The sequence below is a fragment of the Paraburkholderia sp. BCC1876 genome, from assembly GCF_902833695.1.
Taxonomy (GTDB): Bacteria; Pseudomonadota; Gammaproteobacteria; order Burkholderiales; family Burkholderiaceae; genus Paraburkholderia.
The window spans coordinates 222,885-240,153 of the sequence record NZ_CADFGI010000011.1 but is presented as its reverse complement, the minus strand read 5'-3'; the positions used below and the strand labels follow the sequence as shown (position 1 = coordinate 240,153).

General features: G+C 64.7%; 13 protein-coding genes. 5 read left to right on the top strand and 8 right to left on the bottom strand.

Annotated elements, in window-relative coordinates; genetic code table 11:
• Positions 1–771 precede the first annotated feature (771 nt).
• Together HWY05_RS31425 and HWY05_RS31420 are read right to left on the bottom strand one after the other, a co-directional pair.
• Entirely contained in the window at positions 772–4,275 is a 3,504-nt protein-coding gene (locus HWY05_RS31425; RefSeq protein WP_176060768.1) for a DEAD/DEAH box helicase, read from the bottom strand.
• Between the two features lie 229 nt (positions 4,276–4,504).
• The gene (locus HWY05_RS31420; RefSeq protein WP_176060767.1) at positions 4,505–5,290 is read right to left on the bottom strand and encodes a DeoR/GlpR family DNA-binding transcription regulator; all 786 of its coding nucleotides are present in this window, start codon (positions 5,288–5,290) and stop codon (positions 4,505–4,507) included.
• A 395-nt stretch (positions 5,291–5,685) separates the two neighbouring features.
• Between HWY05_RS31420 and HWY05_RS31415 the strand changes: the two genes are divergently transcribed.
• Positions 5,686–8,181 carry an FAD-dependent oxidoreductase gene (locus HWY05_RS31415; protein ID WP_176060766.1) on the top strand — a complete coding sequence of 832 codons (2,496 nt, stop codon included), beginning with the start codon at positions 5,686–5,688 and terminating at the stop codon, positions 8,179–8,181.
• A 22-nt stretch (positions 8,182–8,203) separates the two neighbouring features.
• Here the strand turns inward: HWY05_RS31415 and HWY05_RS31410 are convergent, their stop codons facing one another.
• The 3 genes from HWY05_RS31410 to HWY05_RS31400 form a co-directional block, all read right to left on the bottom strand.
• A complete protein-coding gene (locus HWY05_RS31410; protein WP_176060765.1) occupies positions 8,204–8,731 on the bottom strand; it encodes a cytochrome b/b6 domain-containing protein in 528 nt (175 codons plus the stop codon).
• Complete coding sequence (locus HWY05_RS31405) at positions 8,728–9,819, bottom strand: catalase family peroxidase (protein WP_176060764.1); 1,092 nt, start codon at positions 9,817–9,819, stop codon at positions 8,728–8,730. Before HWY05_RS31405 ends, HWY05_RS31410 begins: the two co-directional genes overlap by 4 nt.
• A 114-nt stretch (positions 9,820–9,933) precedes the next feature.
• Positions 9,934–10,212 carry a DUF4148 domain-containing protein gene (locus HWY05_RS31400; RefSeq protein WP_035556826.1) on the bottom strand — a complete coding sequence of 93 codons (279 nt, stop codon included), beginning with the start codon at positions 10,210–10,212 and terminating at the stop codon, positions 9,934–9,936.
• Between the two features lie 269 nt (positions 10,213–10,481).
• On the opposite strand from HWY05_RS31400, the gene HWY05_RS31395 reads away from it, so the two are divergent.
• From HWY05_RS31395 to HWY05_RS31385, 3 genes are all read left to right on the top strand, one after another.
• Positions 10,482–11,207, top strand: coding sequence for a hypothetical protein (locus HWY05_RS31395; RefSeq protein ID WP_035556823.1), 726 nt, complete (start codon positions 10,482–10,484; stop codon positions 11,205–11,207).
• 150 nt (positions 11,208–11,357) lie between these two features.
• On the top strand, positions 11,358–11,876 hold the full coding sequence (locus HWY05_RS31390; protein ID WP_035556821.1) for a sigma-70 family RNA polymerase sigma factor: 519 nt from the start codon (positions 11,358–11,360) through the stop codon (positions 11,874–11,876).
• Positions 11,873–12,697: an anti-sigma factor gene (locus tag HWY05_RS31385; protein ID WP_176060763.1), complete on the top strand. Its 825-nt coding sequence runs from the start codon at positions 11,873–11,875 to the stop codon at positions 12,695–12,697. Before HWY05_RS31390 ends, HWY05_RS31385 begins: the two co-directional genes overlap by 4 nt.
• A gap of 72 nt (positions 12,698–12,769) precedes the next feature.
• Here the strand turns inward: HWY05_RS31385 and HWY05_RS31380 are convergent, their stop codons facing one another.
• The 3 genes from HWY05_RS31380 to HWY05_RS31370 form a co-directional block, all read right to left on the bottom strand.
• Positions 12,770–13,837, bottom strand: coding sequence for a lipase secretion chaperone (locus HWY05_RS31380; RefSeq protein ID WP_176060762.1), 1,068 nt, complete (start codon positions 13,835–13,837; stop codon positions 12,770–12,772).
• A 4-nt stretch (positions 13,838–13,841) separates the two neighbouring features.
• Positions 13,842–14,942 (bottom strand): triacylglycerol lipase, encoded by a 1,101-nt coding sequence (locus HWY05_RS31375; RefSeq protein WP_176060761.1) that lies wholly within the window; start codon positions 14,940–14,942, stop codon positions 13,842–13,844.
• Positions 14,943–15,046: 104 nt separating this feature from the next.
• Complete coding sequence (locus HWY05_RS31370) at positions 15,047–15,973, bottom strand: AraC family transcriptional regulator (RefSeq protein ID WP_176060760.1); 927 nt, start codon at positions 15,971–15,973, stop codon at positions 15,047–15,049.
• 223 nt (positions 15,974–16,196) lie between these two features.
• Here HWY05_RS31370 and HWY05_RS31365 point away from each other — a divergent pair, with 223 nt between their 5' ends.
• Positions 16,197–17,228 carry an NAD(P)H-binding protein gene (locus HWY05_RS31365; RefSeq protein WP_176060759.1) on the top strand — a complete coding sequence of 344 codons (1,032 nt, stop codon included), beginning with the start codon at positions 16,197–16,199 and terminating at the stop codon, positions 17,226–17,228.
• Positions 17,229–17,269: the final 41 nt, after the last annotated feature.

Below are 17,269 nucleotides of genomic sequence, written 5' to 3'. Positions count from 1 at the left end.
CTTTATGGCGCGGATTATCGAGGGGGGCTAGTTCATCATAATCGAAAAAACAGCCGTTCTTTTCGGCGGATGCGGTGACGCCGCTATCCGGGCGGCTCAGCGATTGGAGCTGCCTTTTGTGCTTCGCGCCGCCGTCTCTCAGGTTCCGGCGGGATGCGGATGTCGCCCCTTAAAGGGAATGACTCAGGAGTTACGCGAGTCATTACTCGGATCGTTTTTGGTCTCGCTCGCGGCTGATTGGCCCCGTCTGCCTTTAAATATCTACGCCGCATGTCGTTTCGAGATGCGGCGATTTGACAATTTGCGAGTCAGTATAGGAACAGTCTCAAAATAAATCGTTTAAATATTGTTAAGCCGGGCACCGGCGAGCCATGACAATCCCGTAAAAAATGCGGCGTCGCCTCGCTGACGAAGCCAACGCCGCTCAACACACCACACGCTCGCGGGGGTCTAGCCGCACGAGTGAGCTAAACGTAGCCGCTTCGAAAAATCCGCTCAAGATGAAAGAACTGCCTTTGTAACGGTTCGCGAGGTAGCTATTACGTGTGACGTAAGCATCGCCCTCGCCGGATCAAGGCTGCGCCGAGCGACAAAATCGTCTGAATTTAAAGGTTGGCGAAGGTCAATTTACATACGAAGACGTTTGTTACAGACGCGTCTTTTTAGTACCCGCGTTCGCGAATGAAGCTAAATCGCGGCGGCGTTTAAAGCTGCTGGTTTCATGCAGAGAAAATGCCGCTTATCGGCCGCTTTTCGCCGTTTTTCGACCTCTTATCGGCCGCCTTCAATCTCCGGCATCGGCGCAAACAACGCGTCGAGGTCGTCGTCGGAGAACTTCGTGGCGCCGGCGGCATCTTCGGAAAGAATGCTGTCCGCGAGCCCCGCTTTCTGCTCCTGCAACTCCACGATCTTTTCCTCGATGCTGCCTGCCGCGATCAGCTTGTAGACGAACACCGGCTTATCCTGACCCAGCCGATGCGCACGGTCGGTCGCCTGATTTTCGGCAGCCGGATTCCACCACGGATCGTAGTGAATGACGGTGTCGGCGGCGGTCAGATTCAGCCCCACGCCGCCCGCCTTCAGGCTGATCAGGAACAGCGGCACCTCGCCTTGCTGGAATCGCTGCACGGGCGTGACGCGATCGGTCGTGTCGCCGGTCAGCAGCACGTACGGCATCGCCGCTTCGTCGAGCGCTTCCGCGATCAGCGCCAACATGCCGGTGAACTGCGAGAACAGCAGCACGCGGCGCCCTTCGTCGATCAGTTCCGGCAGCATGGAGAGCAGCAGATCGAGCTTGGCCGAGCGCATCGCGCGCGCGGCTTTGTCGGTCTTGTCTGCCTTGTCCATTTTGTCCACTCGCTGCGCTTTAGTGCGCCGGTCGGCGGGCTTTTCCAGCGACTGCTCCGCCTCGCCGCCCGTTCTGAGCGTTCTGACGAGGCGCGGATCGCAGCACACCTGCCGTAGCTTCAGCAATGCGTCGAGCACAATGATGTGACTGCGCGCGAGACCCTGCGCGCTGACCGCGGCGCGCACTTTTTCCTGCATCGCCGTGCGCACGGTTTCGTACAGATCGCGCTGCGCGCCCTCCAGATCCACCGAACACACAATCGTGGTCTTGGCCGGCAACTCTTTCGCGACCTCGTCCTTGCGACGGCGCAGCATGAACGGCCGGATGCGCCGCGCCAGCAGCGCGCGGCGCACGCCGTCGCCGTTCTTTTCGATCGGATTGCGCCAGCGTTTGGTGAAGTCTTTCTGGCTGCCGAGAAAACCCGGCAGCAGAAAATCGAACTGCGACCATAGTTCGCCGAGGTGATTCTCGAGCGGCGTGCCCGTCAAACACAGCCGATGCCGCGCTCGCAAACCGCGGATCGCCTGCGCAGCCTTGGTGCTGGCGTTCTTGACGTACTGCGCTTCGTCGAGAATCAGCAGATGGTAGTCGTGTTCGGCGAGCACTTTCTGATCGCGCCACAGCAACGCGTACGTGGTCAGAACCAGTTCGTGTTCGCCGATCAACTCGAAGCGCTCCTTGCGTTGCGGGCCATTCAGCGCCAGTACTTTCAGCTCGGGTGCGAAGCGCCGCGCTTCCTCGCGCCAGTTATGCACGAGCGTGGTCGGCACGACGATCAGCGCGGGCCGGGTCAGCCGCCCAGCTTCCTTCTCCGCGAGGATATGCGCGAGCGTCTGCACGGTTTTACCGAGTCCCATGTCGTCGGCGAGCACACCGGCGAGATCGTGTTCGCGCAGGAACTGCATCCAGTTGAGACCCTGCTGCTGGTAAGCGCGCAAGTCCGCTTTGAGGCCGCGCGGCACCGGCACCTCGCGCAAGCCCGGTCCCGCCTGCAGACGCTGCGCGAGTTGCCGCACCGAATCGTCGCCGTGGAATTGCCAGCGGCCCGTGCTGTTCAGCGCTTCCAGCCGGCCGGCGTCGACGGCGGGCACGCGCAGCGGCGCACCGTCGGCCAAGGTGCCGCCGAGCGCGTCGAACAGATCGACCAGCACGCGCACCACCGGTTTCAGGCGATCGGCGCGCAGCCGCAGACGCTTGTTCTCCTCGGTTTTCAGCTCGATCGGTTCGTTGTCGGCGATCGCTTCGAGCGCGCCGTTCAGCCAGCGCCGGTCGCGCCGGAACAGGTCGGCGAGCAGCGGTTCGAGCCGCACGTTGCGCTCGCCGATGCGGATGCCCATCTCCAGATCGAACCAGCCGTCGCCCGCCTGATGCGCGGTGCCGTCGATCGCGTCGATCTCGATCACGTTGTAGCGGAACGCCGGCGCCATCGTGACGCGCCAGCCTCGGCCGACCAGTTCGGGCACGGCGTCGTTGACGAAGGTGGACCACGCGTCGACGTCGGGCAAGCCGAGCATCGTGTCCGGCAGCAGACGCGACGCGTAGACGCGACTGGTCGGCACTTTCTGCAAGCCGGTGCGGCGCAGTTCGAGCAGGCGCTTCTTTTCGGCCTCGTAACGGCGGCGGATATGAATCACGTCGCCGCCGGGCATCGGCACCAGCGTGACGTTGCTGTCGACATTGATGCTGACGCCGTCGTAGTCGAAGCTCACGGCGGCCAGTTCGACCGCCTCGGTTTTGCGCATGCCCGTCTTGCCTGTGGACGGCAGCGTGTGGCTGTTCAGCGTCAGCACCGGCACGGGGTCGACGTCGATCACGCGGATCGCCGAGGTGTCGTGGGTGGGCGGCAGCGGCAATTCCGGCGCGATCTCACGCAATACCGACGCGACCAGCGGCGCTTCGGCGAGCGAGATGGGCGGCATGGCGAGGTAATCGGGCAACTGCTGGAACGGTAACGATAACTGCACGATGCCGGCTTCATTCGCGACGCCGTCCACATACCAGACCGGCTCGGTCGGCAACACCATGCTGGCGCGCGGCTCGGTGCACAGCACGGGCCGCAGGCGCTCGTCGGCGAGCGGCTCCCACTCGATCCGGCCGGGCCGGTCGACGCCGCGCGACAGCGGCGCCGGTCCTTCGCGACCGGGCGCGGGGCTGAATTCGAAGAACAGACGGCCGGTCGCGATCAGCTTCTGCAACATCTCGGCGCCGCTGGTGCCGCGCAGGATGAACTGGCCGAAGTCCTCGCGCGAACGGCCGAGCCACAGGCCGCGCAAGATCGACAGGTCTTCGTCTGAGACGAATTTGGGTTGCTTCAGCAGCGCGGCTTCGACATTGGCCCACGGCTCGTCGACGTCGAAAACCGTGCCGTCCGGATTGCAACGCGCGCGGTACAGCACGACCTCGTGACGCATATGGAAGTTGGACCAGTTCAGCAGATACGCCAGCGTCTGGCTGCGCGCGGCGCCGGCTTTCTGGGCGTCGGCATCGGCGGCTTCGGCGCGCGCGCGGAAACGCTCGAGCCAACTGACCAGTTCGGGGCGCACGCCGGCGGCCGGCTTCGGTGCTGGCGTCGCTTTTTCGGCGGAACCGGCCGACGGATAGGACTCGCCGCTGTCGTCGAGATTGACGTTGGTAATGTGGTCCATCTCGTCGTGATAGTCGAGCTCGGCGAGCAACAGCGCGGCCACGTGCTTGCAATCGCGGCCCACCGGGCACGAGCAATCGCTGAGCGCCCACGGCCGGCCGCCGTCGGTGCGAAATCGCACGCGCGTTTTGTACGGCAGCGTGCGTGTGCCCTGCACGTTGCCGCTCAGGGAATCGCCGTGCCACTTCACATTCGTGACGGCGCCGACCGAGCGCGCCTTGGCAACGGTGTGATCACCGAGCCATTCCGTAATCCGTTCCCGATCAAAGAAAACTGACGACATCAGGGTCCATCCCGGGGTTCATCTGTTCTGGCAAAGGCGCAGGCAGCCGAGCGCGGATTGTGCGAATCGCGCGCTTGCGTGGAAAGCGGTGGTGGTCGCTGAGGTCCGCGCAAGTGAGTCTTCGGTGCCGTTCGCCTACGGTAACCGGCCATTTTACGCGGTGGCGGGCTTACGCTGTGGCGGGCGTTTTGCGTTGGGGCAAGCGTTGGGCTAAGCGTGGGCGGACAGGTCAAACTTCCGCAGCGGGCCCGGCATTCGCGCCCACGAGGACTTCCACATCCGCCGCCGCCAATGCTTGCCCGAGCGCCGGCGCGGGCGTCTGATCGGTGACCAGCAGATCGACCGCGTCCGCCCCGAATGCATGCACCAGCGCGCTATGCCCGAACTTCGCGTGATCCGCCGCGACGAGCCGCAGCTCGGCCTGGGCGAACGCCGCCTGCGCAAACGCCACATCGGCGGGAAGCGCGTCCATGAAACGCGCCTGCAGGTCGATGGCGGTCACCGAAACGATCGCATAGCGCACGTGAAACTGCCGCAGGAAAGCCAGCACGCTATCGCCGAACGCGGCGGAGTCGTCGGCGCGCAACTCGCCGCCCGCGATAAAAACGCGGTTGCCGTTACGCGCGCTCAGCACGCGGGCGACTTCGATCGAATTGGTGACGACCGTGAGACGCGAGCGCGCGGCCAGCGCCTCGGCGATTCGCAGACAGGTCGTGCCGCCTTCGATAATCAGCGACTCGCCGTCGCGCACCAGCTCGGCGATACGCGCGCCGATGGCGCGTTTGCCGTCGAGGCTCGCCACCATGCGGCGCTGGAACGGCGGCTCGTCGAGACGCTCGGGCAGCATCACGCCGCCGTGGACTTTGATCAGCAGGCCTTCCGCGATCAACGGCTTGATATTGCGGCGGATGGTTTCGTCGGAGACGTCGAAACGGCCGGCCAGATCGGTGATCGTGCAGGTGCGCTCGTCGCGGACGAGTCGCAGGATTTCGGCTTGGCGCTGGTTGGAGAACATGGCGGTGGGGACACGGTGGGGACAGATAGTGAGCGAATGAGTCTAGCAAATACAACAATTTTTGCTAGTTTACTTCAACGCATACCCACAGAAAGCCACGAGCCACTAGGGAGACGTCAAGTCGCCTGATCTCGTGCCGCCGCGAATAAACGCCGGATCGACGTGCGACGCCTTCACCTGCTTGTTGAACGCCAACATCAATGTCGCGACTTTCCTTAATCAGGACGGCCTCGCCGCAGTTCGGACATTTCATGCTCACCACTCCTTGAACGATACGACCAGGACATCTTCGATCACGGTCAGCATCAATTTTAATACCCGTAAACTTCATCGATCGTTGCTTTTTGCAAAATTTTATCGCATTCTATGAACATCAAAACCATGCATTTCAACATATGTCCACACCCATTCCTTCCCATGCCCGCGTTGTCATCATTGGCGGCGGGATCATCGGCTGCTCGGTGGCCTACCATCTGACCAAGCTGGGTTGGACCGATGTCGTGCTGCTCGAACAAGGCCAGTTGTCGTGCGGAACGACCTGGCACGCGGCCGGGCTTGTCGGCCAGTTGCGCGCGCAGGAAAGCATGACGAAGCTGATCCGCTACTCGACCGCGCTCTACGCGGAACTCGAAGCCGACACCGGCCTCGCCACCGGTTGGAAGCAATGTGGCTCGCTGTCGGTGGCCCGCACGGCCGAGCGCATGACGCAACTCAAGCGCACCGCCGCCGTCGCGCGCGCCTACGGCGTGGCGTGCGACGTGATCAGCCCGCGCGAAGCCGGCGACCTGTGGCCGGTCATGCGCACCGACGACCTGCTCGGCGCCGTCTGGCTGCCCGGCGACGGCAAGGCGAATCCCACCGATCTGACCCAGGCACTCGCCCGGGGCGCCCGCACGCGTGGCGCGCGCATCGTCGAAAACACCCGCGTGACCGCCATCCACACGCGCACCGAGCAAGGCGCCCAGGCGAACGGCGCGCGCGAAGTCAGCGGCCTCGCGTGGCGCAACAAGGAAGGCGAAGAAGGCACGCTCGGCGCGGACATCGTCGTGAATTGCGCGGGCCAGTGGGCCAAGGCCGTGGGCCGTCTGTGCGGCGTCACCGTGCCGCTGCATTCGGCCGAGCATTACTACATCGTCACCGAACGCATTCCCGGCGTACACCCTGACCTGCCGGTCATGCGCGACCCGGACGGCTTCATCTATTTCAAGGAAGAAGTGGGCGGCCTCGTGATGGGCGGCTTCGAGCCGGACGCGAAACCGTGGGGCATGAACGGCATTCCCGAGAACTTCGAATTCCAGTTGCTGCCGGACGATTGGGACCAGTTCGAAATCCTGATGGAGAACGCGCTGCAACGCGTGCCCGCGCTCGAAACGGCACAGGTCCGGCAGTTCTACAACGGCCCCGAATCGTTTACGCCGGACAACAACTTCATGCTGGGCGAAGCGCCTGAATTGCGGCGTTTTTTCGTCGGCGCAGGGTTCAACTCGATGGGAATCGCGTCGGCGGGCGGCGCCGGCATGGCGCTCGCCGAATGGATCGTCGCGGGCGAGCCGACCATGGACCTATGGCCGGTCGACATCCGCCGCTTCGCGCGTTTCAACGGCAACGACACATGGCTGCACGATCGCGTGAAGGAAACGCTTGGCCTGCACTACGCGATGCCTTGGCCGAATCGCGAACTCGACAGCGCGCGGCCGTTCCGCCGCTCGCCGCTATATGGGCTCCTGCGCGACGACGGCGCGTGCTTCGGCAGCAAGATGGGCTGGGAGCGCGCCAACTTTTTCGCGCCGACGCCGGCGCAAGCGCAGATCGACTACGCGTTCGGCCAGCAGAACTGGCTGCCCTGGAGCGGCGCCGAACATCGCGCCTGCCGTGAAGGCGTCGCGCTATTCGACATGACGTCGTTCTCCAAATTTCTGGTCAAGGGACGCGACGCGCAAGCCGTGTTGCAAGGCCTGGTCGCGAACGACGTCGACGTGCCGCCCGGCACCACGGTGTACACCGGCATGCTCAACGAGCGCGGCGCGTACGAGTCGGACTTCACGCTCACACGTCTCGCCGACGACCAGTACCTGCTCGTCACCGGCACCGCGCAAACCACGCGCGACTTCGACATGATCGACAAGGCGATTCCGCGCGACAAGCACTGCACGCTGGTCGACGTGACCGGCCAGTACGCGGTGCTTGCTGTGATGGGCCCGCGTTCGCGCGAGTTGCTGCAAAGCGTGTCGAAAGCGGATTGGAGCAATGCGGCGTTCGGCTTCGGTCAAAGCCGCGAGGTCGATCTCGGTTATGCGACGGTGCGCGCCACCCGGCTCACCTACGTCGGCGAACTCGGCTGGGAGCTGTATGTGCCGGTCGAATTCGCGGTCGGCGTGTACGAGACGCTGCACGCGGCGGGCCAAGCGTTCGGTCTCGTCAACGCCGGTTACTACGCGATCGACTCGCTGCGGATCGAGAAAGGCTATCGCGCGTGGGGCCGCGAACTTACGCCGGACACGAATCCGTTCGAAGCGGGCCTGTCGTTCGCGTGCAAACTCGATAAGGACATCCCGTTCCGTGGCCGCGACGCGTTGCTGAAACTGCGCGCCGAACCGCTGCGCCGCCGCATGGTCGTATTGACCACCGACGGCGCCGCCGACCGCATGCTGTGGGGCGGCGAAGCGATTCTGCGGGACGGCGAACCGGTGGGCTTCGTGAGTTCGGCGGCGTTCGGACACACGCTCGGTTGTCCGGTCGCGATGGGCTACGTGAACCATCCGAACGGCGCTGCCGATGCCGCGTATCTGACCAGCGGCACGTACGCCATCGACGTTGCCGGCGATCTGCTGCCGGCAACGTTGCACCTGAAGGCGCCGTATGACCCGCGTTCGGAGCGCGTGAAGGGCTAAAAGATGGGGCTAACGTCGAGGCCTAACGCCCACCCCGCGCCATACTGGAAAACACGCCATCGCGGCGGATCAGGCCATGAAACAGCGCCGCCGCGAGATGCAGCAAAACGGTCGCGAACAACGCGAACGCGAGCCACGTATGCAACGCGCGCAACAGCGCGAACAGCGCGACGTTATGCGGCGCGATCGGCGGCAGATGCAGCGGCAGCGGATAACCCGCGGCCGACAGCATCGCCCAGCCGATCAACGGCATCGCCGCCATCAACGCATACAGCACGAGGTGCGATGCCTTCGCTGCAAAACGCTGCGGCGCGGCCATGTCGTCGGGCAACGGCGGACTGCCGCGCATGATACGCACGCCCACTCGAAGCACCAACAGCAGCAGCAACGCAATGCCGAGCGGTTTATGAATCGCGATCAGCGTGTTGTGCGCGTGCGAAACGGTCGCGACCATGCCCACGCCGATAAACAGCATCGCGACGATCAAGGGGGCCATGAGCCAGTGCAACAGGCGCGCGAGCGGATTGAAATGGGGACTCGTCGGCGTCATGAATGATCTCCGTTGGCTTGGGTTCGATGCAGCGCGGGCTGCAATGCTTCTTCGCGAGTCCGGCGTTGGTATGACACCGCGTACGCCGCCGAACGCGCCGCGAGCAGCGGATCGTCGGAAGGCTTGATACCGGACGGCAGGACGGTCGGATCGAAATTGACGTCGCGGCACATGCCGTCTTCCTGCGACGTCGTGTGTTCCAGCACCAGCGTGCCGGCGTCGATATGCTGACGATCGTCGGGCCATTGCAACGTGGCGTCGCCGGTCGGGTCGCCCGGTTGCGCCACGGTCAGGATCAGATGCCAGCGCAAGGGTCCGCTGTCGAGGCGCTGATTCAGATCGGCCGCGAGATAGTTTTTGGCGGCCTTTTGCGCGTCGGTGATCGGCGCATACGGCGTATCGGGCACCATCGCCCAACGCACCGCGCGCGTGTTGCCTGAACGATCGGTGAACAGAAACGCGTTGATGCCGTAGTACGCGCCATTGGCCAGACTCGACGAAGGCGGATGGCCCTTCACCCACGCCTGAAAAGGCTGGGTCTCGGGATTGGCGGCGTAGAACGCCTTGAGCTTGACGGGGTCCGGCTTGCCGGTCGCCGGATCGGGTTTGGCGGCCAGCAACTGCTGATAAAACTGCTCGGGCGTATGCACCGCGAACACGGGTGTCGAGTTCATGCCGGTGCGCCACTGTTCACCGTTCGGCAACTGGAACAGCAAGGCCAGGCTGCGCACGGGCGTACTCGTATCCGGTGCGGACGGATTGCCGCCGGGAATCGCGAAGCGTCCCGTGACCGGCGTGCGGCCGGCTGCGAAGACGGCGGCGCTCGACAGCACCGCGCCGTCACCATTGCTATCGAAATAGCCTTCCACGCACAGGCCCTTCGCATGATTGCGCCGGTAGCCCGGATGCGGCTGCCCGGCGGCCGCCTGAAACGTGTTGATGATGCGCGAGGTGGTCAATCGCGCAGGGCTCAGCCAGCCCGCGGTGTAGGCGAAACCGCCGGCGAGTACCGCCACGACAGCGCCGATCGCGGCGAGCCGGCACGGCACGCAGACTGACCCGGAAAGGGGAACGGGGGGTTTGGGCACGAAGCCTCCTGGTTGCTCGGATAGATGCACTGACCGGCTAACACGCAATTCAGCGATCTATTCCAATCGACTTCCGGCGCGCCCGTTCGATCGTCGCGCCGGTAGCCGGCACGTTCAATTGGCGCTGCCCGACTCCACGGTGCTGCTCGCGACGCCGCCGGTGTCGGCTGCACGAGCGGCTTCGGCCGCCAGCGCCTGCTTATGCTGCTGGACCTGCTGCGCGAAGATGGGGTTCACTTCGGGATACGACGTATCGGTCACGTAATTCAGGCCGTTCTGCTGTGCCTCGATCAATTCCTGATAGACCTGAGCGCGTGTCTTGGCTTGTGCGAAAGCGCCCGACGAGGTGGCGAGAATGGCAACGGACAAAGCGGCAAAAGCGATCTTCTTCATGATGAACTCCTGAGAGTGTTGTGCAGGTTTGCATGAGGGAGAACCACACGTTGCGGGCTTTTATTCCTGCGTTCACGCTCAATAAAAAACAAATTTCCAGGTGGGAATAAAAGGCGCCTCGAGTGGGTTAGCACGCGTCGCCACGCAGAATAAAAATGGCGCGCGCATCATGGGGAATCCATGGAATAAACACGCCCCGCCCTGTGTTCGCCTCCTCGATAGCCGACCTTCGATGCACCTTCGGCACACCTTCGACGCACACCGACACCATGACCTCGACCCACGCCCCGCCCGACTCGCCGCTTTCCGAAGCCGACATTCAGGCCTATGCCGACGGCACCCTGACGCCGGAACGCACCGCGTTTCTGCGGGACTATCTGGGCAAGGAACCTGCGGAGGCGCGCCGGGTGGCGTTTTACGGCCGGCTCAACGCGCAGATCCAGGCGGCCTTTCAAACCACCGACGAACCCGCGCCGGAGCACGTCAAGGGTTCACGCGGCGGGCGCGAACGGGCGCACGGGGCGATGCGCCCCAACCGCCTGCTCAACACGCTGGCGGCGCTGTTCCTGACGGTGGCCGCCGCGAGCGGCTGGCTCGCCGCCTCCCAGGTGTCCGTGCCGGCGCTCAACAACGCCGCGGTCATGGCGTTGGCCGAAACCGCCGCAACACCGTTTTCCGCGACGTCGCCGACCCGCGCCGACCCGGCCGCGCCGAATCTGTCGGGCATCGGCCTGCGGCTCGTGGACCAGCGCGTGCTGTCGCTCGGACCGTTTCAGCGCGCCAGCGAATTCGTCTACCTGAACGCCGACAACCAGCCGGTGGTGCTGATCTCGACCCTCGCGCTGCTGGCGCCGGACCGGCCGCAGTGGGCCGCGCGGCGCATCGGCGATCTGCGGCTGCTGGGCTGGACCGCGCAGCGGCAGCGTTTCGTGGTCGCCGGCGACGCCCGCACCCACGGCCTGATGCGCGCCGCCGACGCCATGACCCTGCGATGAACGCCCGCGCCTCTCACCTGCGTTCTCACCATCATGCAACGCGATGGAATAAATTCCGCCCAGGCGTGTTAGCCAATGGAATACTGCCGGTGGCGCGCTCGGCGCGCGCCGGCCTTCGGCCTTACACAAGCCCCACAATTGGGATGAACCATGGATGTCCGTGACGAGTTGATGGAGCATGTGCCGCGTTTGCGGCGCTATGCGCGGGCGCTGATCAACAATCGCGACCTCGCCGACGATCTGGTGCAGGACACGCTCGAACGCGCGCTCGGCCGCACCGGCATGTTTCAGCCGGGCACCGATCTGCGCGCGTGGTTGTTTACGATCATGCACAACGTGTTCGCCAATCAGGCGCGCAAGGCGTCGGCACGCGCCGTTCACGTGGCGGTCGACGACGACAGCGTCCACGAAAGCGAATTCGCGGTGCCGTCCGACCAGACGCGTTCGCTGGAAATGCGCGATCTCGACTACGCGCTGCAACGCCTGCCGATGGAACAGCGCGAAGTCGTGCTGCTGGTGGGCCTCGAAGAAATGAGCTATGCCGACGTGGCGCTTGCGTTGAATATTCCGCTCGGCACGGTGATGTCGCGTCTGTCGCGCGGCCGCGAGCGGCTGCGGGCGTTGATGGCGGGCACGCAGCCCGGTGCAAAATTACAGGTGGTGCGATGAGCGACCAATCTATGCCGATCGGCGAAGAAGACCTGCACGCCTACGTGGACGGCACGCTGTCCGACGAACGGCGTGTCGAGGTGGAGCGCGCGCTCGAACAGAACCCCGAGCTGGCCGCGCGCGTCAGCGATTATTTCTCGCTCAACAGCATGTTCCACGAGCGCTACGACCGCGTGCTGAGCGAGCCGGTGCCGAAACGGCTGCAGGCGCCTGCGCCGCGTCGCTGGCGCATGGCCGCCAACTGGCCGCAGTTTGCCGGCATGGCGGCGGCGCTGGTGCTAGGTGTCGGAATCGGCGTAGGCACGCATATGGGGCAGGACGTGGTGATGCCGATGGGCGCGAGCCATTCGGATACGCGTCCGGTCAGCGCGGACAGCAGCGAAATGTTCGCGCGCCAGGCGGCGATCGCGCATGTGGTGTATATGCCCGCGGTCGACCGCCCGGCGGAGATGAACGCCGACCACGAGCAGGATTTCGTGCAGTGGCTGTCGAACCGGCTCGGCACCAATGTGCATCCGCCGGTGCTGTCGAAGAGCGGCTTCGATCTGTCGGGCGGCCGGCTGTTGCCCGGCGCCGATGGCCCGACCGCGCAGTTCATGTATCGCGGGCCGAACGGCGAGCGCGTGACGCTGTGCATCTCGCACCGCAAGGTGAATTCGAACACCACCGCGTTCAAGCTGTATCAGGACGGGCCGGTGAACGTGTTCTACTGGGTCGACGGCGACTTTGGCTATGCGGTGTCGGGTGGGATCGATCGCAAGCAGCTGTTGCAACTGTCGCACGATGTGTATGCGCAGTTGACGGGGGCTACGCCGGGTTGATGGCGGGCGCAACGCTGCGGCGAGCGGTTCCGTTTTGGGCCGCCTTGCCCGGCTTTAGCCCTGCTCCCGGCCTCAACCGCCCGAACCGCTGCCACGATCGAGCGACGCCGCCCGCATCGCGTCGCTCGGATTCGTGAAGAACTGCTGGCGCAGTTGCGTGACCTGCGCGTCACGTTGCTGCGCCGGCAAATTCTGTTTGTCGATCTGCGCGCGCTGATTGGCGTAGTCCGCATAGCGCGCCTGCCAGGCATTGTCGGCCTGCTGCATTTTCACCGCGCGTTCCGCCGCTTCGGGTCCCAGCGTCTGCGTGATCTGCGCTCGCATTGCGTCGAGCGAACCGCCCGGCTTCTGTGCCTGCGCTTGCGCCTGGCTCAACGTGTCGAGCGCGGCTTGCTGCTGACGGATGCGCTCGCGCGCGGCGCGCACTTCGGGTGGCAACGCGGCATCCAGCGCCGCGAGACGGGCCGCTTTCTGCGCGTCGCTCAATGAAGCATCCGACGCGATTCTCAGGCGCGCCAGATCCGTGTGTTGCTGCTGCGACTCCGCGCCGAAGAAGGGCGCGTTCCATTCGCCCATGAGCCGCGTGCCCACCGCGTCGCGCTGATCGAGTTCAAGTTGCAACGCGTCGAGATTCAGCCTGGCGCCGGCTTGTGTCGGCAAGGGCGATGTTTGCGGCAACTTCCCCACTGCGCTCAGATAGGCGTTGTAGCGTTGCCAGACGTTGAGCGCTTCGTCCGCGGCCGGCGTGCCGTCGAGTTGCGCGGCGATCTGCCTGCGCACCAATGCGTCGAGCGTCGTGGCGGGGATTTCGTTTTGCGTCGTCAGAAAATAGTCGAAGAAATCGCGCACCGCACGCGTGCGCGCCAGATGACCGCGACCGTCGGTAGGCAAACGTGGCGGCGACGAGCCGTCGAGCGAGGCCGGCAGCGCACCGGCCGCCGATGCGTTCGGGTCTTGCCCCAACCCAGGCGCCGTGGTTTGCGCGGCGCTACCCGCCTGCCCCGTCGCCGCCACGGACTCGTGATGCACGGTCGGCGCGCGATTCACCCACAGCGCCGCGCCGGCCGATATCGCACCGACCGCGACGTAGGCAAACCATTGCTTGCGCGCACCGCCCCGCTGCCGTTCGTCTTGCGCCATCCGCTCAAACGCCTTGGGTCTTCAGCCGGTTCGCCTGAGTCCGGATCACCGCGACCGGGTCTTCCGCATTCGCGCCGCGCACGCCGAGCAACTGGTTGATCTCGTCGAGATGGTTCCACTTGTAGCGGGTGCCGAGCACCTTGCCGTACAGCGCGCTACACACGGAGACGAGCCCGTCGTTCTGCCCCGACTGGCGTGTCAGCATCACCGTGCCGGTGCCGTACAGCACGAGCGTCGACGGGTCCAGCACGTTCGCCGGGTCGATCAGCGCGACGCTGGTGTCGGTGGCGCCGGGAATGCCGAGCACCGACGTCGGCTGAATCGCGCTGCCGGCCCACGAATACAGCAGATGCGTGTTGCCGTTCACGGTTTCGGTCGCCGCGCCCGTTTGACACGAGCCGGGCGCGCCGAGACCGGCGCTCGGATAGCGCGTGTTGAAAGCCGCCGCGTTGGCCGTGGTCAGCGTTTGCAGCGCGGCGATCGCGTCCTGATCCGTGTTGTGCGTGCTGCTCGTCAGGATCCCGAAGATATTCGCGAACGCGGCGATGATCGGCGTGGACAGACCCGTCGGGTCCTTCTGCAATACGCCTGCGACGAAGTCCCCGAATTCCGAGCCGCGATGCGGCGTGCCGATGGTCGTGACCGAAGCGACGAGCTCCGGCGCGACCGCCGCGACGTAACGCGAAGTCAGGCCGCCCTGGCTATGGCCGATCAGGTTGACCTTCGGCGCGCCGGTGGCCGCGAGCACCTGCTTCACGTACGCAAGCAGTTGTTCGCCGCGGCCGTTCGGGCCGTCGTCGCTTTGAAAGCCCGAGAGGTTCGCCACGTACACGCTTGCGCCATGCTGCTGCAGATCGGCTTGAATGCCGTACCAGTAGTCGAGCACGCCGAGGTATTTGTCCGTGCCCGCAAGACCGTGCACGAGAATGATCGGATAGCGCGTGGCCGCGTATGTGTCGACGCTGGCGTTAGCCGTTGCGGTCGCGGCGACCGCGCGATCCATGCCGGCTGGCGTAGCGAATGTGAGCAGCAGCGCGAGCGGCGCCTGGGTCAGTGCAGCGGCGATTGCCCAGGCGACAAAGCGGGAACCCTTCGATTTCGACATGTACGGCCTCCGGTTGCAAAGTCCGGGTATTTAGCGATACAAATCGACCAACGGCAATAGAGCGCGAACTCCAAACTCCGCATGCTGCGGTGCGTTTCTAACGTTTATCGCGCTGTTGCAATGCGGCGGGCATTTAACGTGGAAAGCTCGACAATGCGGCCTGCATTCGCACTTGACTTGACGAGTTCGCGCGGCGTGACACCCAGCAAGCGGACCATCCAATGCGCCATGTGACTCTGATGCGCGAAGCCCGTTTCCAACGCGATCTGACTCGCGCTGAGCTTGCCGTGCAGCAATAGCGACCGGGCCCTTTCGACGCGCCGCTGCACCACGTACTGATGCACCGGCATGCCGAGCGTTTCGCGAAATAGCACCTTGAAATGCGGCACGCTCAACTCCGCCAGTGCGGCCAGGTCGCCGAGCGTGAGACGCTGATCGAGATGCGCCTCGATGAAATCAATCACGCGCGTGGCCATGATCGGCGCGAGCGTGCGGCGCTTGTTGTCGAGGGTCGGCGCGCCGCCGATCAGGCGCACCACCATCGCGGTGCAAAGGCTTTCGGCGTACAACGGATCGGAGGCTTCGTCGGCTTCGAGTTCAGCATGCAGTGCCCACGCCAGATGCTGAAAACGCGGATCGCGCATCTGGAATTGCGGCCGGAGCTGCGCGTCGGCGGACTTCAGGGCCAACTGCTCGACGGTGCGCTGTGCGAATGCTTCGCCGATCCACACGCTGAAAATCGTGCACGGGGATTCGTCGGTCCACTGCCCGTCGAGTCCCGCGGGAATCACGTCGGCGTCGCCATGCGCCTGGATGCGCGAAGAACGGCGTTCGTTGCACAGGCAACGCGCCCGCACCGGCGCGCCGACATGCACGCCCACCCGATGATGTTTGAACGCCGGCACTCGATGCAGGCCGGCCGACACGTTGACCAGATCGGCGCCGAAGCCCTGCCAGCCCAGCGACTGGCTGGAACGCAAGGCGATGCGGGAGCCGCTGTGCGCTAGCGGTATCGGTGTCACGGCGTTCATTGCGAGCCTCGTGGATGGCGGCCTGGGTGCGTGCATTGTGCGGGGTTTTTCGCGGCGGCGCTCGACACTACGCGATCCCGTTCGCGTGTTGCAGCGCCGCAATGCAGACCGTCATCCGAATCTGCGCAATGCGATCCGTGTCTGCGCGCTTTTCGATCGCCGTCTCTCCAGGATGACGCCATGCCGCCTCATCCACCATGGCACAGAACCAGGAGAGATCAACATGTTCGTGATTTTTGGAGCCGCCGGCCAGGTCGGCAAAGTCACCGCGACGGTTTTGCGCGAAGCGGGTCACGCGGTGCGCGCGGTGGTCCGCGACCGCAAGCAAGGCGAACAACTCGCGCGGATCGGCTGTGAGATCGCGCTCGCCGATCTGCTCGATACGGCGTCGGTGGCGCGGGCCATCGAAGGCGCGTACGCGGTGCAGATCTTGTGTCCGGTGCCGCGCGCGCACGCCGATCCGGCCGCTGAAATGCGCCGCATGATCAATTCGAGCGTCGACGCGCTGGACGCGAATCCGCCGCAACGGATTCTCGCGCTATCGGACTATGGCGCGGAACACGCGAGCGGCACGGGCATCTCGACGCTGTTCCACTACCTTGAAACGCAGCTAAAAACCGTCGATACGCAACTGACCTTTCTGCGCTCCGCCGAGCACATGCACAACTGGGCGCGCATGCTGCCTTTAATGCTCGCGCGCGGTGTGCTGCCGAGCCTGCATCATCCGGTGAGCAAGCTGTATCCGACCGTCGCCGCGCAGGATGTGGGTGTGCTGGCCGCCGAACTGCTGCTCGACGATCGCGCGCTGAACGTGTCGCCGCGCGTGGTGAGTATCGAAAGCGAACAGCGCGTCAGCACGTTCGAGGTGGCGCGTACGGTCGGTGAACTGGCGAGCAGTCAGGTGATCGCGCGTGAAGTGCCGCGTGGCGAGTGGAACGCGATGCTGCAGGCGGCCGGTCTCGGCGAGCAGCACGCACGGCTGATCGTCGATCTGTACGACGCGCATAACGCGGGTCGTATCGACGTCGAAAAGGAGGTCAGCGAAAGGTACTTCGGGGCGACGACACTGGCGCAGGCGTTGGCGGGGATTTTGCCGGCGGCGGTGGCGGCGGTGGCGGCGGTAGCTTTGGCAGCGGGTAAGACTGCTGCGACCGCTAAGGCGGCTAATGCGACTGATGCCGCTGAATCAACCACAGCAATCGCTTCCAACGCCGCAAATTCACCGACCGCGGCATCGACCACCGTCTCGCGCTAGACAGCGCGTATCACGAGAGACAGCATGCACCCCTGCCCTTT

Bases quoted from the DNA above. Each gene is read 5' to 3' on its own strand.
- HWY05_RS31420 (WP_176060767.1), bottom strand. From the start codon at position 5,290: ATGTTCTCCAACCAGCGCCAAGCCGAAATCCTGCGACTCGTCCGCGAC.
- HWY05_RS31390 (WP_035556821.1), top strand. From the start codon at position 11,358: ATGGATGTCCGTGACGAGTTGATGGAGCATGTGCCGCGTTTGCGGCGC.
- HWY05_RS31375 (WP_176060761.1), bottom strand. From the start codon at position 14,942: ATGTCGAAATCGAAGGGTTCCCGCTTTGTCGCCTGGGCAATCGCCGCT.
- HWY05_RS31415 (WP_176060766.1), top strand. From the start codon at position 5,686: ATGTCCACACCCATTCCTTCCCATGCCCGCGTTGTCATCATTGGCGGC.
- HWY05_RS31410 (WP_176060765.1), bottom strand. From the start codon at position 8,731: ATGACGCCGACGAGTCCCCATTTCAATCCGCTCGCGCGCCTGTTGCAC.
- HWY05_RS31380 (WP_176060762.1), bottom strand. From the start codon at position 13,837: ATGGCGCAAGACGAACGGCAGCGGGGCGGTGCGCGCAAGCAATGGTTT.
- HWY05_RS31365 (WP_176060759.1), top strand. From the start codon at position 16,197: ATGTTCGTGATTTTTGGAGCCGCCGGCCAGGTCGGCAAAGTCACCGCG.
- HWY05_RS31370 (WP_176060760.1), bottom strand. From the start codon at position 15,973: ATGAACGCCGTGACACCGATACCGCTAGCGCACAGCGGCTCCCGCATC.
- HWY05_RS31395 (WP_035556823.1), top strand. From the start codon at position 10,482: ATGACCTCGACCCACGCCCCGCCCGACTCGCCGCTTTCCGAAGCCGAC.
- HWY05_RS31425 (WP_176060768.1), bottom strand. From the start codon at position 4,275: ATGTCGTCAGTTTTCTTTGATCGGGAACGGATTACGGAATGGCTCGGT.
- HWY05_RS31400 (WP_035556826.1), bottom strand. From the start codon at position 10,212: ATGAAGAAGATCGCTTTTGCCGCTTTGTCCGTTGCCATTCTCGCCACC.
- HWY05_RS31385 (WP_176060763.1), top strand. From the start codon at position 11,873: ATGAGCGACCAATCTATGCCGATCGGCGAAGAAGACCTGCACGCCTAC.